General features: G+C 35.5%; 12 protein-coding genes and 1 other annotated feature. Of the genes, 3 read left to right on the top strand and 9 right to left on the bottom strand.

All coding sequences use genetic code 11. The annotated features are described in order from the left end of the window. Positions 1-138: 138 nt before the first annotated feature. Positions 139-1,122, bottom strand: a complete 984-nt coding sequence (asnA, locus tag VK90_RS13540) for an aspartate--ammonia ligase (RefSeq protein ID WP_048373452.1) — start codon at positions 1,120-1,122, stop codon at positions 139-141. A gap of 70 nt (positions 1,123-1,192) precedes the next feature. Next, positions 1,193-1,451 (bottom strand) — a binding site (T-box leader). A gap of 407 nt (positions 1,452-1,858) precedes the next feature. Here asnA and VK90_RS27670 point away from each other — a divergent pair. Beyond that, positions 1,859-1,993 carry a DUF3934 domain-containing protein gene (locus tag VK90_RS27670; protein WP_000047591.1) on the top strand — a complete coding sequence of 45 codons (135 nt, stop codon included), beginning with the start codon at positions 1,859-1,861 and terminating at the stop codon, positions 1,991-1,993. A gap of 102 nt (positions 1,994-2,095) precedes the next feature. Here VK90_RS27670 and VK90_RS13530 read toward each other — a convergent pair whose 3' ends face one another. From VK90_RS13530 to VK90_RS13505, 6 genes are all read right to left on the bottom strand, one after another. Further along, positions 2,096-5,302 (bottom strand): DEAD/DEAH box helicase, encoded by a 3,207-nt coding sequence (locus VK90_RS13530; RefSeq protein ID WP_048373450.1) that lies wholly within the window; start codon positions 5,300-5,302, stop codon positions 2,096-2,098. A gap of 119 nt (positions 5,303-5,421) precedes the next feature. Then, positions 5,422-6,354 carry a response regulator gene (locus VK90_RS13525; RefSeq protein WP_048373448.1) on the bottom strand — a complete coding sequence of 311 codons (933 nt, stop codon included), beginning with the start codon at positions 6,352-6,354 and terminating at the stop codon, positions 5,422-5,424. Between the two features lie 2 nt (positions 6,355-6,356). Further along, positions 6,357-7,655, bottom strand: coding sequence for an ATP-binding protein (locus VK90_RS13520; RefSeq protein WP_098305984.1), 1,299 nt, complete (start codon positions 7,653-7,655; stop codon positions 6,357-6,359). 65 nt (positions 7,656-7,720) lie between these two features. Further along, positions 7,721-9,433: an oxaloacetate-decarboxylating malate dehydrogenase gene (gene malS / locus VK90_RS13515; protein WP_048373469.1), complete on the bottom strand. Its 1,713-nt coding sequence runs from the start codon at positions 9,431-9,433 to the stop codon at positions 7,721-7,723. A 75-nt stretch (positions 9,434-9,508) separates the two neighbouring features. Further along, positions 9,509-10,948, bottom strand: coding sequence for an aspartate ammonia-lyase (gene aspA / locus VK90_RS13510; protein WP_048373444.1), 1,440 nt, complete (start codon positions 10,946-10,948; stop codon positions 9,509-9,511). Between the two features lie 24 nt (positions 10,949-10,972). Next, positions 10,973-12,244, bottom strand: a complete 1,272-nt coding sequence (locus VK90_RS13505) for a cation:dicarboxylate symporter family transporter (RefSeq protein ID WP_048373442.1) — start codon at positions 12,242-12,244, stop codon at positions 10,973-10,975. A 377-nt stretch (positions 12,245-12,621) separates the two neighbouring features. Here VK90_RS13505 and pyrH point away from each other — a divergent pair, with 377 nt between their 5' ends. After that, entirely contained in the window at positions 12,622-13,365 is a 744-nt protein-coding gene (gene pyrH, locus VK90_RS13500) for a UMP kinase (RefSeq protein WP_048373440.1), read from the top strand. 54 nt (positions 13,366-13,419) lie between these two features. Here the strand turns inward: pyrH and cls are convergent, their stop codons facing one another. Then, complete coding sequence (gene cls / locus VK90_RS13495; protein ID WP_048373438.1) at positions 13,420-14,631, bottom strand: cardiolipin synthase; 1,212 nt, start codon at positions 14,629-14,631, stop codon at positions 13,420-13,422. A 114-nt stretch (positions 14,632-14,745) separates the two neighbouring features. Here cls and VK90_RS13490 point away from each other — a divergent pair, with 114 nt between their 5' ends. Further along, entirely contained in the window at positions 14,746-15,684 is a 939-nt protein-coding gene (locus VK90_RS13490) for an esterase/lipase family protein (RefSeq protein WP_048373436.1), read from the top strand. A 46-nt stretch (positions 15,685-15,730) separates the two neighbouring features. Here the strand turns inward: VK90_RS13490 and VK90_RS13485 are convergent, their stop codons facing one another. Further along, positions 15,731-16,876, bottom strand: coding sequence for an ABC transporter permease (locus tag VK90_RS13485; RefSeq protein ID WP_048373434.1), 1,146 nt, complete (start codon positions 16,874-16,876; stop codon positions 15,731-15,733).

Below are 16,876 nucleotides of genomic sequence, written 5' to 3'. Positions count from 1 at the left end.
CGGGCAGTAAGACTCCCACCTCAACATTCGGCTGTAAAACAAAGAAGTTAGGTGGAAGATCAACTGCCCGTAAAAGCCCGATTGGTTCAATTAATAATCAGCGTGGGATGCCCCCACTGATTAAAGTTTCACTTTATATTAAAACAGATGAATGTTTTCTTTTTTACAAGCTTCACGTAAATCGTCAGGCCATACAGAAGATTGAACTTCACCGATGTGTGCTTTACGTAAGAAGTACATGCACATTCTTGATTGGCCGATACCACCACCGATTGTTAATGGTAGTACGTCTTCTAAAATTCCTTTGTGGAAATCGTAATCTCGTTTGAAGTCTTCACCCGTTTTCGTTAACTGTTCGTCAAGTGATTTACTATCAACGCGAATTCCCATTGATGATAATTCGAATGAAGCTTGTAGTACTGGGTGCCAGAATAAAATGTCACCGTTTAACTTCCAATCGTCATAATCAGCTGCGCGTCCATCATGTCTTTCACCTGAACGAAGTACATCACCAATTCCAATAATAAAGACTGCACCGTGTTCTTTCGCAATTGCATGTTCACGATCTTTCGGTGTTAATTCTGGATATTTATCTTCTAGTTCTTGAGAAGTAACGAAAACAATTTCTTCTGGTAAATACTTTCCAAGGAACGGATACTTTTCAAACAAGTGATCTTCTAAATCTTTGAATATTCCATAAATTGTTTGTACTGTTTTTTGTAAGTAATCTACAGTACGCCATTCTTTTTGAACGATTTTTTCCCAATCCCATTGGTCAACGTAAATAGAATGCGTTGCATCAAGCTCTTCATCACGACGAATTGCGTTCATGTTTGTATATAAACCCTCACCAGCTTCATATCCGTATTCATGTAATGCGAATCTTTTCCACTTCGCTAGTGAATGAACAATTTCTAATTCTTCTCCTGAATGTAACATATCAAATTCAATTGGACGTTCTACACCGTTTAGGTGATCGTTTAAACCTGACTTTTTCGTTACGAATAATGGTGCAGATACGCGGAATAGTTCAAGGCGTTTTGCTAATTGATCCTCGAAAAATGTTTTAACTTCCTTAATTGCGATTTGAGTCTCTCTTACTGTCATTAATGATTGATACATGGTGGTTTCCTCCTAAAATGTTTGGATGTTGTGGAAAAAAGCCAACAAAAAAAGCCCTTCTTTCCCAAAAAACTGGGACGAAAGGCTTTGGTTCCGCGGTACCACCCAAATTAGCAACAGAGGTTGCTCACTTATACAGTACGGAGATTAAAAATCTCGATACTGTTCTTCTTGTAACGGCGAAGTTCCCGGCTAAGTCTACTTTCCTATAAAGGATTTCGGTTAGCGACTCCAGGAGGTTCTTCATAATAGGCTTCGTATCAGGCTCACACCGTCCCTGACTCGCTTAAACTACATCCTACTACTACTCGTCCTTTCATAGTCGTTTGTTGTCACATCTCTGAAACATTTTATTAATGATTATTCTATACAAAAAACAGAGAAAGTCAACAAAAAGTTTTAATATATTTTTCAATTCTTTATTTTACGGCTTGATTGATTGTTTCCAATATAGCCTCTTTACTTCTTTTGCCTTGACACCCCAAAAAACGTCTCACTAACTGAAACTAGCATATACACAACAATTAATGTAATCGTTCGAAATATAGAATCCGCAGTATTTCTTATTATTTTCATTTTCTTTATAATTCCTTTCAGTTTACTCGCAATTTCATGATATACTATAGCATTCAAGCAGTTTGTTTTTACTTAAAACAAACATAGTCATTTATCGAGAGTATTTTTCTAAAACATTGGCTATTATCAAATAAGATTTTTTATATAACGGAGTGATCATATGAGTAAAACGAAAGCGAAACCAAAAAAAGGTGTAGGACAAGGTACAGGAAGTAAAGGATGGAACCGTTGGCAATCTAGTGCAAAGAAAAAGAAAGCTGCAAAACCATACAAAAGTAAAGGCACAAAGAAGTAATCTAAATAGCATTTGATTTCTTTACTTTGTACAAAACAAAATATAATTATTACAACAAAAAAGCTATGCTCTCATAAATTTGAAAGCATAGCTTTTTTCATTTTAAATCATAAGTATATCCCGAATTTCTTCCTCAGTTATAGAGGATAATTTCTCTTCTCCTGGCTCAATCACTTCAGCGATTAAATTTTTCTTACTCTCTTGAAGTTCATGCATCTTTTCCTCAATTGTTCCGTGGGCTACTAACTTAATAACTTGCACCGTATTTTTTTGTCCCATTCGATACGCTCTATCTGCTGCTTGTTGTTCAACAGCTGGATTCCACCATAAATCGTATAATATGACCGTATCTGCACCAGTTAAGTTAAGACCCGTACCACCAGCTTTTAAAGAAATGAGAAATAGATCTCCTTCTCCTTCGTTAAACCGATTGCATAGCTCTACACGTTCTTGCGCTGGTGTACTTCCGTCTAAATAAAAGTATGGAATAGCTTTACGGTTTAATTCTCGCCCGATTATCGAAAGCATCTTCGTAAATTGAGAAAAGATAAGAATTCTCTTCCCTGTACTTCTGCACTCCTCCAAAATTTCTAGAAGTTGTTCAAACTTAGCTGAACTTCCTTTGTAATCATCAACAAACAATGCAGGATGATTACAAATTTGTCTTAACCTCGTTAAACCAGCTAAAATTCTAATTTTATTTTTACGTAACGTATCTTTATCTAAATGTTTTAACGTTTCTTCTCTTAACTTCGCTAAATAAGCCGCATAAAGCTTCTTCTGATCCGGTAATAGTTCTGATGATTGTAAGTGCTCAATTTTTTCTGGTAGCTCCTGTAATACATCTTCCTTTAACCTTCTTAACACGAATGGTTTTACGCGCTTCGCTATATCTTCACGTCTTAAATCACCGAACTCTTTTCTCCCCGGTAATAATTCTGGGAAGACGACGTGGAAGATGGACCATAGCTCTTCTAATGAATTCTCTACAGGTGTTCCCGTTAATCCAAAACGGTACTCCGCCTGAATCGTTTTTACTGCCTTCGCAGTTTGCGTTGTATGATTTTTAAATGCTTGTGCTTCATCAAGAAATAGCGTATGAAATGGCTGCGCATATAACCTTATATCCCTTCTCAGTAAAGGATATGACGTAATCACTACATCAAATTTCGATACATCTTTTAAAAGTTTTCGGCGCTCTACTTGGTTTCCATCTGCAATAACAGCTCTAATATGTGGAACGAATTTTTTCAACTCGCTAAGCCAGTTATAAACGAGGGAAGACGGAGAAACAACTAATATAGGCAGTTTCTTTTCTCGAATTTCAGGCAAAACAGAATCTATAAAAGCAATGCTTTGCAACGTTTTCCCTAGTCCCATATCGTCTGCTAAAATACCTCCAAAACGATAATAAGCAAGTGTTTTCATCCACTCGAATCCATATGTTTGATACTCTCTCATTATCGTACTTAAACCACTTGGCACCATAAATTTTAACTTTTTAGGGTTTTGAATGTTCTCTACCAATTCTTGAACAGATTCATCTAAACTTAAAACATTTCCTTCTTGCAGTGAATTCATCCATTTTACACTACGAATAAGAGGGACATCTATTTCTTCACCCTTTAAAAATTCTTTTCGAATACTCGATTCTTTTATAAACTGATTAATGTCATTAAATTCTTTACTCTCCAGTGATAATAGAGAACCACTTGCTAAGCGATAATATTTTCGTTTCTCCTCAAGAGCAACTAATACACCTTTAATTTCTGCCTCTGGAATACCTTTTATATCAAAACGGAATGATAACCAATCAATTCTCTCTTTCCTTCTAACTCTTATAAGAGGAGCTGTGTCTCCTTTATGAATTCGTAATTTGATTGCTGTCGTCGCATAAATATCAAGTAAACCTTTTAACGTTGGAACGACGTGATATAAGAAGTTATACTCAGCTTCTTCGTTATGCATAAAATAACCGCCTTCAGTCTTTGCAAAGGCGCTATCATTCATCATTTCTAAAATCTCGTTTTCCTTTTTCTCATCACGATTAAAAACAGACGGCTGTCCCTCTTCTTCTAACGGGTTTATAACAACATTTCCGTAATGAAATTCCAAACCCGCTAACAAACGATTTTTCACTCGATCTAAATATAATTTCGCTTTTAGTGCGGGCGTTTCAACACGATCTGATATTATCTCATCTATTCGTACAGTTCCAAGCTTCATTAAACCCGGAACAACTTTTGCTACAAAGTGCTCCATCTTATCAGCCGGAATATACAATTGATTACTACTAGAACGCTTCATCATTTTTTGTAATTCGATAAGCCGCTTGCAATCCTCCATGTTCAACCGATACAGTTTCCCTTCGAATAGAGCATAACTGTATGTATCCATTACTTCCACTTGTTGCAAGCCATCAATATACAGTGTAAATCCACCGTTACTCCCTTTATTAAACTCAAAATGTAAAGGAAGTAGTCCTTTTGAAATATGTAAACCATGAAAAGGTTGTCCATCTTGATTAAGTCTCACAAACTCAACTTTAGAAAGTAAAGAAAGCATATCTGACCAAGACGCTGGCGGTATTAAAATCATACTATCATCTTGTTTTGCATGTACTTCCAGCGTATCCTCATACATTTTTTCGTTGTGATAAATTTTAATGAGCTGCTGAATAATCGCATCGGTTTCTTGCCTGAAGCTATGTACATCCGGTGTATATGTAAATTCATTCAAACAATTATAGGACTCTCTTTTCTCCACTTTGGAAAGAAATTCTCTAATATGATTTACAAAATACGTTTTGGCAAGCTTCAACTGAATCCCTAGAAGTGCCCCACCATTTTTCGTAACTACTGGTGTACATATAAATTCAACATGAAGTATTTCACGTGTATCAAAACGGTGTTGTTTACTTTTTGGTCTTAATGGTTTTTCTGCAAATAACTGAAACATACCGCTCGTTAATTGATCATTTCCGCTCATGTTTTCGCTACTAATGGGCAACTTTCCACCTGTTTTCTGATTATAGTTCATATATAACAATACAGCCGCAACATGTTGACAGTACGTTTGAAAAGAGGCTAATGAAGGACAACTACATTTCGCAACAACATCACCCTTTTTAGCTTTTTCTACTGTGACATGAAAATCTTCGTTCCCTTTTACCGTCGCTTCGCAAATTTCTTTATTTTCATCATAATAATTTACTATCACTTTATTTGATTTATAATAAGCTTCGCCTCTTTTATATGAGGTCTCTCCGCATACTTCTTTAATAATCGATTTGTTTAATGTAAAACTCATTGTTTTGACACTTCCTTAATTTAAAACCAGTTTCTCTTAACTAACATTTTACATGCTATGCGCAAAAATATAAAATACGGATTTAACAAAAAAAGATGCTTATTTATAAGCACCTTTTTTCACTCTATCTCCATCAACCGTTTCGCCTCAAAATACAACACTTGAATAAATTTCTTCGTATTAATACGTATATGCCCAGAAGTTGATACTTCATCTTTCGTCATTTCTGTCATCCGTTTTCTAATTACAGTGAAATCAAAAAATTTCGGCGCATAGCTTTCAAATTTCGGATTCGAAAAGTCTGTTAGTCCAAGAGAAGCTAAATGGTTTAACGATTGATAAATCGCTCTTCGTACCCTTTGTTCAGATGCTTTTCTCTCTTTATCTATATCTGCATCTGAAGCTATATTCTCTAACTTTCTTATCGTTATATGGTGAAAGATATCTTTTAGCGCAGGAAATCCAAATTCAAATGTTTGTGCCTTTTCCTTTCCATATAAATATTCCAGCATACTAAGTAAATCTTTACTTCCATTCTCTCCCGCAATACCGAGTTCTGATAATAAATAGCGTCCTGGATCTGCTATTCTTTTCCCTTCTTGCATTGGCTCATTTCGAATTTGCGGCTGTTCCCATTTGAAAACGTTATTCAATGATTTTTGAATATCATATATAGAACGCTCTAAACGAATACGTTCCATCACTTTCTGTACAACAGATACAACTTCAATTTTATTTAGTGGTTTTGTAATATAATATTCAACACCAAGCGTATACGCCTCACCTATAAGCTGCTTCGATTCAACTTGAGAAATCATAATGATTTTCCCTGAAAAAGAAGATGCAATATGGCGAACTGTTTCAATCCCATCTCGCATTGGCATTAATAAATCAATAAATAAAATATCTACTTTTTTAAAATTTAGTTGATCTGCTTCAATAAAAGCTCCGTCTTCCGATTCTCCAATCACTTCCCCAAGATCACCATCTTCAATAATTTGTGAAAGCATAGAGCGGAAAACTTCATCATCATCTACGATATAATAGAACAACTTTATTCCCCTTCCCGCTTTAAACTGCACTCCGGTAAACAAACTACAAACTTACACCCTTCGCCAATTTCTCGATCTTCTAATCTTACTTCTCCTCCGAGTTCTGTTACCATTTCGTTTATGTAGGAAAGACCAATTCCTGTTGACGGTGTTCCCGTTTGATCATACTTTGAAGTAAACCCCGGCTTAAATACTAGTTTCTTATATTTTTGCGCAATACCAGGTCCATCGTCAATTACTTCAAAAAATATACGTTTATCAAGTTTATATAACTTAATAATAATGACACCACTACCCTCAATTGCTTCAACTGCATTTGCAACTAAGTTATTAAAAATTGATAAGACCGTATACACATGATATTCTGCATGCTCACCTTCTATATGTTTGGAAAAACGTATATCTTTTTCTAACATTTCAGCGTACTTCTCATTTATTCTCACAATCATTTCCGCAAGCTCATGACCTTCTACATACTCAGCCACATTTTTATCTAATAACAATTTAGATAGCCCTGCAAAAATCCTTTGATTATCCTTTTTTATTTCGTGTACTTCCCCCGCTATTTTCAATGCTGTTTTACTACTCGAATCATCGTTCGCTTGTAAATTACGATATAATTGATACGCTTCTTGTGTAATTAACTCCGCATTTTGTAACGTTTTTTTCAAATGAACAGATTCCACATATAAATTAGAAAGGTGCATCAACATTTTCTCATTTTCTTTTCGCACTTGTGATTCTTTTAATTTTGTTTCATACAAATTCATCATATTTAAAAAACCAAGCGCAAAGAAACTACGAAAAATAGCAATAATGATTAGTTTATTCACTTCAGAAACTGTTATTGTTGTGCCAAGCACTAACATGTGATAAAACGCAAGTTCTGACATACTTGCAATAATTTCAATTGTAATACCGAGGCAACCTATAATAATTGGCCTTTGATGGAATTTGTTCACCCTACAAAGCGAAAATAGGCTTCCATAAATAAAATAATAAAAGAACACGGGATAGCGCAAATAAAATGATTCTGTCATATGAAATGACCCTTGTAATATCCAGTCCAGGCATACGCGAAATAATACTACAAATACGCCGACAAGAATACCTGCAACTGCTGCTGGTATTCTTCTTAAAAATAGTAATAAAAAGAAGAAAAGCGGTGTCCCGAAGCTAACACGAAACGTATCGTTGAAAGGATGAAAATTCAGCTCTCCAGCAATCGGAACAACTACCATTAAAATAATTAAAAGAGACATATCTTTCTTCCATAATTGATTCCAATTCAAAAGGGCCACTTCCTATGTATTTTTTCAAAAATGAACAAGGAAAGCCCGCTTATTATTATAAACGGGCTTTTTCTCTATATTCTAACCTTTTCTACCGCTTTTATTTGACGATACTCAGGCTTCCACATTGATTCTTTTACTGCTATCTTAATATCGTTATCACTTAAGTTCTCCCTGGCAACACCTTCTGCAACTGCAACTTTCGCTACTTCAATTGCAACCATTTCAGAAATATTACGTAACTCTTCAACTTCTGGCAAGATAGGCGCACCTGGCTTACTTGTATCTACCATACTTGCAACTGCTTCTGCTGCCGCCGCAAACATACCGTCTGTCATTACGCTTGCACGAACAACAATTGTTCCAAGACCAAGCCCTGGGAAAATAAGTGCGTTATTTGATTGTCCAATAACATACGTTACACCATTGTATGTAACTGGTTCAAATGGACTTCCTGTTGCAACTAACGCTCTTCCTTCTGTCCACTCGATTAAATCTACTGGTTTCGCTTCAGCAAGTGGCGTTGGATTCGACATTGGTAATATAATTGGTCTTTCTACATGAGAAGCCATTTCTTTAATAATCTCCTCTTTGAATGCACCAGCAACAGTTGATGTACCGATTAAAATTGTCGGTTTTACATGTTTCACAACTTCAGCAAGTCCGATAGCATCACTTTGCTTCCACTCATTCACTTCAGCTACTTTGCGAGCATACGGAATTTGGAAATCAAGAAGATCTTCCATATTATCTGTAATTAACCCGTTACGGTCAATACACCAGAAACGTTCATGCGCTTCTTGCTCTGATAATCCTACGCGAACCATCGCATCTCTTACTTGATCTGCGATACCGATTCCAGCCGTACCAGCACCAAACACAACGACACGATGTTCATTTAAAGGTACACCAGAAGCTTTCACTGCTGATAATACTGCAGCAAGTGAAACTGCACCTGTGCCTTGAATATCATCATTAAACGTACATACGTCATGACGGTATTTATCTAAAATTTTTCGTGCATTACGAGAACTGAAATCTTCCCAATGTAAAAGTGCTTTCGGGAACTTATTACCTACAGCTTGTACAAATGTATCAATAAATTCATCGTAAGCTTCACCAGTTACACGAGGGTGGCGATTTCCAATATAAAATGGATTGTTTAATAGATCTTCGCGGTTTGTACCTACATCTAAAATTACCGGTAATACGCGACTAGGATCGATTCCAACTGCAGCCGTATAAACAGCTAACTTTCCGATTGCAATGTTAATACCACCAACACCCCAGTCACCAATTCCTAATATGCCTTCTCCATCTGTTACAACGACTAAGTCAATATTTTCAGCTGTTGCACCGATATTTGCGAACGCTTCTTCAATACCTGAAGGATCGTTAACTGATAAATAAACCCCGCGCGGTTTACGATATTCATGACTATATCTTTGAATTGCTACACCAACAGTAGGTGTATATACAATTGGTAACATTTCACGTAAATGATCTGTTAGTATACGATAAAATAATACTTCATTTCGATCATGTAACGCAGTTAAGTATACATTCTTTAATAAATCATCCGGCTGAGAACAAAATTGTTCATATGCACGGCGTGCTTGTTCTTCTAACGTTAAAACCGCTGGCGGTAATAACCCTTTTAAGCCTAATTCTTCTCTTTCTTCTTGTGTGAAAGCTACCCCTTTATTTAAAAGTGGTGTTGCTAATACTTCTACTCCTCTTAATGTCGTTTCTAATGAACCATTAGAAGCCACTGTAAACTTACTCATAACATCCCTACCTCTATTCATATATAGCATTTCTATATTGTAAACAAAAAAGAGGGGATTGTCCCCCCTCTTCTTTTAATTTTTCTTTAAAAGAGTTGCTCCTGCAATCCCTGGATGTGTCATTTCGAATGGATCTAGTATTAATTCTAAATCTTCTTGTGACAATACACCATTTTTCACACATAGTTCTCGAACGGATTGACCTGTTGCGATTGCTTCTTTCGCAACGCGAGCTGCTGCTTCATAACCGATATGAGGGTTCACGGCTGTAATAATTCCTACACTCTTCTCAACATACTCTTTTAAGCGATCTTCATTCGCTTCAATTCCTTTTAAGCAATTATCTGTAAAGGCACGGAAACCGTTATTCATAATGCTAATAGATTGAAGTAAGTTGAAAACAAGTACTGGTTCCATAACATTTAGTTCTAATTGTCCTGCTTCTGAAGCAAGGCAAATTGTATGGTCGTTACCAATTACTTGGAACGCAATTTGATTAATTACTTCCGGCATAACAGGGTTTACTTTACCTGGCATAATAGATGAACCTGGTTGACGAGCTGGCAGCATAATTTCTGCTAATCCAACACGTGGACCTGATGCCATTAGTCGAAGGTCGTTCGCAATTTTAGACATGTTCATCATACATACTTTTAATGCTGCAGATACTTCAGTGTACGCATCAGTATTTTGCGTTGCATCTACTAAATCTTCAGCACCAACAAGTGGTAATTCACTAATTGTGGCTAAATGTTTTACAACTGCTTCAATATACTCTGGATCTGCATTTAAGCCTGTACCAACTGCAGTTGCTCCCATATTTACTTCATATAAATGTTGACGTGATTGCTGAATTCGTTTCATATCACGTTCAAGTACGCGAGAGTATGCTTTAAATTCTTGTCCAAGACGAATTGGCACAGCATCTTGTAAATGTGTACGACCCATTTTAATAACATGATCGAACTGTTCTGCTTTTAATTCAAATACATCATGCATATAACCCATCGTTTGTAATAAGCCTTCTAATGCATTTAATGTTGCAATATGAATCGCTGTTGGGAATGCATCGTTTGTTGATTGCGCCATATTTACATGACTATTTGGACTAATATAATGATAGTCTCCCTTTTCCATTCCTAATAATTCAAGGGCACGATTGGCAATGACTTCATTTGCGTTCATGTTCATTGAAGTACCTGCACCGCCTTGGATTGGATCAACGATGAAATGATCATGCCATTTCCCATCAAGAATTTCTTGTGATGCTTCTGCAATAGCACCACCCTTTTTCAATTCCAATCTTCCTATATCTGCATTAGCAAGTGCTGCTGCTTTTTTTACAATTGCGAACGCTTTAATTAAGCCTTCATGAATTTTGTATCCTGTAATTGGGAAGTTTTCTACTGCACGCATAGTCTGTACACCATAATATGCATACATTGGTACTTCTTTTTCACCTAGAAAATCTTTTTCAATTCGTACACCATTTTTAACTTCAGTTAATGTTGCCATGATTATTCACTCCTTAACGATTTCTTATGCTGCTTCTGTTTGTTTGACTGCTTCTACATATTGTTTTGCTTTCTCATTATCGAATTCGCCTTCCCACTTCGACATAACAATGGCAGCTAATGCATTTCCTAATACATTGACAGCTGAGCGAATCATATCTAAAATACGGTCAATTCCCGCAATTAATGCGATACCTTCTAACGGTAAGCCCATTGATCCTAACGTTGCTAATACAACAACGAACGATGCACCTGGAACTCCCGCCATACCTTTGGATGTTAACATGAGAACGAATAATAACGTTATTTGCTCCGTCAGTGACATGTGTACACCATACATTTGTGCAACAAACAATGCCGCTAACGCTTGATAAATAGCTGATCCAGTCAAGTTAAATGTATAACCTGTCGGAATTACGAAAGAGGCAACTGCCTTTGGACAACCGAACTCTTCCATCTTTCTCATTATATTAGGTAAAACAGCTTCTGAACTTGCTGTCGTAAATGAAAGAATAAGTTCTTCTTTTAAAATTTTCATTAATGTAAAAATGTTTACTCCTACCATTCGTGCATTGATACCTAATACAATCACAACGAATAGTATAACAGTTACGTATACAGCTAGCACTAGTTTTCCTAAAGGAAGTAGTGTGGCCACACCAAATTTCGCAACCGTAACAGCAATTAATGCGAATACACCAAATGGTGCAAATTTCATAACTTGATTTGTAACCCAAAACATCGCTTCGAGCACACCTTCAAAAAAGTTAAAAACAGGCTTTCCTTTTTCTCCAATTGCCGCAACTCCTAAACCGAATAATACTGAGAAGAATATAATCGGTAATAAGTCACCCTGCGCAATAGATTCAAATATATTTTTCGGTACAATATGAACAATCGTTTCAGCAAAACCTTTCTTCTCTGTAGCATCTGCTGTTTGTTTATAAGAAGAAATATCACTTTGCTGTAAATTATTCATATCAACGCCAGTACCTGGTTGGAATATATTCGCTGCAAGTAATCCCATTAAAATAGCAATCGTCGTAATGATTTCGAAATAAAGAATTGTCTTACCACCCAGTTTCCCAAGCTTCTTCATATCTCCTACACCAGCTACCGCAACAATTAATGCTGAAATAACAATTGGTACTACAATCATTTTAATTAAATGAATAAATATATCCCCAATTGGTGTAATATAAGAAATCGCCGTTTTATTGCCATAAAAGATTGCCCCTACTACAATCCCTAAAACAAGCGCGACAAAAATTTGTGTTGCCAATCCGAATTTTTTCATTTATGTTCATCCCCTTCATGCGAACGCTTTCAATTTGTATTTATAAAAGCTTACTCACACATGATATAAGCGAACCTACAAAATCATACAAAAACCTACAAGTTTGTCACAAAAAATTCAAATATTTTTCTTCTATTTTTCATTGACACCATTTTGTTAAAAAACGATAAAATATACTTGATAAGTAATCAGATTGTTTCGTATAATCAAAAAGATATATACTTACAACAAATCGAACTGAAAAGGAGTGGATATTATGAAAAATTGTGTACAGAAATTCATCCTATCTTCTTCTTTTCTTTTTCATTTTCTTAGTAAGGAACAAGGGCATTCGCCTTTGTTCCTTTTTTATTGTCATTTATATAGGGGGAATTGTTATGAAGCCATATAAACGTGTCTTAATTAAATTAAGCGGTGGTGCACTTGCTGATCAATCTGGAAATAGCTTTAACTCCAAACGGTTAGAACATATTGCAAACGAAATTTTATCCATTGTTGATTTAGGTATCGAAGTCTCTATCGTCATTGGCGGCGGTAACATTTTCAGAGGTCATCTAGCAGAAGAATGGGGAATTGATCGTGTAGAAGCTGATAATATCGGGACGTTAGGTACAATAATTAACAGCTTAATGCTTCGCGGCGTTTTAACAAGTAAAACTGATAGAGAAGTGCGCGTTATGACTTCCATCCCTTTTAACGCAGTAGCTGAACCTTATATTCGCCTACGCGCAGTACATCATTTAGATAACGGCTATATCGTCATTTTCGGTGGTGGTAACGGGCAACCGTTCGTTACGACAGATTATCCAAGTGTACAAAGAGCCATTGAAATGAATAGTGACGCCATTTTAGTCGCAAAACAAGGCGTAGACGGGGTCTTTACAAGTGATCCAAAACATAATAAATTCGCAAAAATGTATCGAAAACTAAACTATAATGATGTTGTTAGGCAGAACATACAAGTAATGGACCAAGCGGCTTTATTACTTGCTCGGGATTATAAATTGCCAGCACATGTCTTTAACTTTGATGAGCCTGGGGTTATGAAGAAAATATGTTTAGGCGAACATGTGGGGACGTTGATTAATGATGATGTTACTAAGCTTGTACATGAAAAATAACTATTTCCATCAAAAAAAGGGTGTCCTTTATAGACACCCTTTCTTCCTTAATTATCATAAATAAAAATCAACCAAACCCGCCACTTTCTCCTTACAACGCTCCCAGAAAGATAAGTTATCAAAAAATGTTTTTGTCATCTCTTTCGAATCTTGGAAGTCTTGTGTTAACACCCCATTTGCTTGCGCTACGATAGGACCACCATGAATATACAAGTTCACCTCATCATTTATATAGAAGCTACGTGCAGTAAAGTTTGTTGTACCGATAACGGTTAATTCATTATCAATAAGCATTAACTTCCCATGGAACATCCCTTTTTTATAGCCATATACAGTAATTCCATGTTTAACAACTTGACGTATGTAAGGATATGCCGCCTCTTTAATAAGAGGAATATCTGGTTTATATGACCAAAGGATTTTTACTGTAACACCACGTTTTTGCGCCCTAATTAAAGCATTCATTAACTCTTTATTTTTCGCTATAAAATACGGCGTTGCAATTACAATCGAATGCTTCGCTTGTTTTATTAACTCTATATATTTTTCAGCGACGTGATGCCCATTGTAACTAGCCATAGTATGTAATGTGTTCCCCTTACTAGCCTTATTCGTACTTCGTTTTATATCTTCTTTCGTGTCTCGTTTCCAATCTAAAGAAAACTGCTCTTCTAAATCTTTAGCTCCTTCTCCTCTTATCCGAACATGGTAATCACGCCAATATCCAAATCGCTTATCTTTCCCTAAGTACTCATCCCCTATATTAAAACCACCCGTATAACCAATTTCTCCATCAATCGTCGTAATACGACGATGATTACGATGATGAAGGGAATAAAATCCGAATGGCAATTCAGGTTTTCTACTATATGTAAAATGAACACCGCTTTCCTGTAATTCATTTTTCATCTTTCTTTCGAATGACAAATCATTAATTAAATCCACTGATAAATATACAGTTACTCCTTCTTTCGCCTTCTCTTTCAATAACTTTAAAAAAGTATGGCTACTTTTATCATCTGACAAAATGAAAAAATAAGTGTAGATGGAGCTTTTTGCTTTTTTAATATCTTCAAATAGCTGCTCATATAATGATTTCCCTTCAACATATAATTGAAAGTCACTATAATGAGGCGTATACTCTGTCGGCATATTTTTCCCAGCTTCCATTTTCCGTCCGAGCGTTACGTCAATATGCATCCCAATTAAAACAAAAACGAATATACCAATAATAATAGAAGCAACTCGCAATATCTTTTTTATCATTTTAATTTCCTTCCGCTCAAATTACTTTCTAATCCGTAGTGTTTCATTAAAATACATTTTCATACAAAATGTATTCTTTTGGGGGATGTTAAAAAGTTAAAGGAGCAGCAGAATATGAAAATAAGTAAAACTCCTATTATTTTTATACCCGGTCTTTTCGGTTCAATGAGTAATGTTATTATTCCCGGTACTGGTAATTGGAGCTTTGGACTTTCTGCATTTGTTTACGAACCATTCATCATGATGTTAGAAAGTATGGGCTATGAACGAAATAAAAACCTGTTTATCTGTTTTTATGACTGGCGGCAGCGTATTGTTTTTTCTACTCAAAAATATTTATTAAAAACGATTGCTTATGTTAAAAAATTTACAGGGTGCGATAAACTAAATCTAGTTTGTCATAGTATGGGTGGACTTCTTGCACGTTCTTACATTCAAAGTGAAGAATATGAAAATGATGTGGAGCAACTTATTATACTTTGTACACCAAGCGCTGGATCTCCGCCTAATTATAGTTATTGGACTGGAGGTAGCCTCCCTGTCCATGCCTCTTCTAAAATAAATATCGTTCATTTTTATATGGAACAATACATTCACTACTTAAGCACATTACACAAAATGAATAAAGTTGCAGCGATACACCGTTACTTTCCAGGATTACAAGATGTTATTCCTTGTAAAGATTACGGAAATTATTTATTTATAAGATCCGGTTCTTTTATTACATTTCTTCCTTATAGTAAGATGCAAACGAAAAACCCTTTCCTCGATACGTTAAATGAAAATAGATTTATTATACAGAAAAGAAATATTGAAACTACACTCATTGCAGGAGATGAAGAGGAAACAATTCAATATTTACAAGTCGTCCCTTCACATTCCAAGCTGAAATGGGCAGACGGAAAAGTCGTTGGTGATATACTTACAAAGCATGGTGATGGCAACACTGTTTTACATAGCGTTTTTCTTCTAGAGGGTAATAAATATATTGTGCATGCTTCACATAATGAAGTTCTCTACAAAAGTATTCCTATATTACAAAAGATACTTTAAATTATAACTACAAAAAAGGTGTGGCATTAAGCCACACCTTTTCATATTAAACAAAATTCCTCGCATCATTATTTCTTCCAAACTTATAAATCGCAATTAAGAAGAATGCTATCGCAAAGGCGAATAAGATTAAAATATTTAAATACAACTCTGAAAACGGAATGCCTTGCTGCAATTTCGAAATCGTGTCCATTAGCCAGCGTTGCGGTAAAAAATCAGCTATTTTTTGTACTGTTTTCGGCATGATATCATATGGGAAATAACATCCCGCTAGTAAACATGTCGGTACAATAACAACATTTTGCAACGCATTTGAAGCAGTTGAACTTTTTGAAAAAGACACAATGACTAATGATAAACCAATTGCGATTAAAGCAAATATCATGAGTACACCAATCATAACTGTGAAAGGCATATTTATATTCGTATGAAAAACGTTCGTCATAAATAATACTGCAATTACAATTTGCACTGTTAATATAATCATATTCACCGCGACATTAGATAATATAAATTTCTTTCCATCTATCGGTGTCGATAATAATCTAAAATACGTTCTGTTCTCTTTTTCTTTCAAAATAAATCCTGATAAGTTCACCGCTGAAAATAGCATAAACATGATAAGATAACCAACCGTTTGATTTGTCATATCCTTATTTTTCGAAGTATCTTCAAGTGTCTCAGACTTTACTTTAAATGAACTTTTTTGATACCCTGCATACATATTATCAAACGTACTTTGATCCGTACCTGCCACTTTACTAATCGCAGCGATATTATCAACATAGTTATATAAATATGATTTTATAAACCCCGTTACTTGATCGCCTTTAATCGATGAAATTTCAATATGACTCGGTTTCCCTGCTCGAACACTTTCGGAAAAACCAGACTGTAATGTAATAACACCATCAAGTTTTTTTGAAGTGAGTTTATCTTCCACTTCAGATTCCTTAATTTTACTAACATTTACATGATTGAGCCCTTCTAAAAATTTCACTGTATCATTTGCGATAGGCTGATTTTCTTTATTTATAACCCCGATATTTAACGTTCCTTGCCCTACATTTCCATATATCGAAAAGGAGATAAGCGTTCCTATTATCGGCAAGCTAATAATAATGAGTAAACTTTTTTTATTTTTCAGAAGTACAGATAACGTTTTTTGTATGAGCCATAAAATATCTTTCAT

Source organism: Bacillus sp. LK2 (genome assembly GCF_001043575.1).
GTDB classification, from domain to species: domain Bacteria; phylum Bacillota; class Bacilli; order Bacillales; family Bacillaceae_G; genus Bacillus_A; species Bacillus_A paramycoides.
Note: the sequence above shows the minus strand (reverse complement) of the source record. Positions and strands in the feature narration are given on the sequence as shown.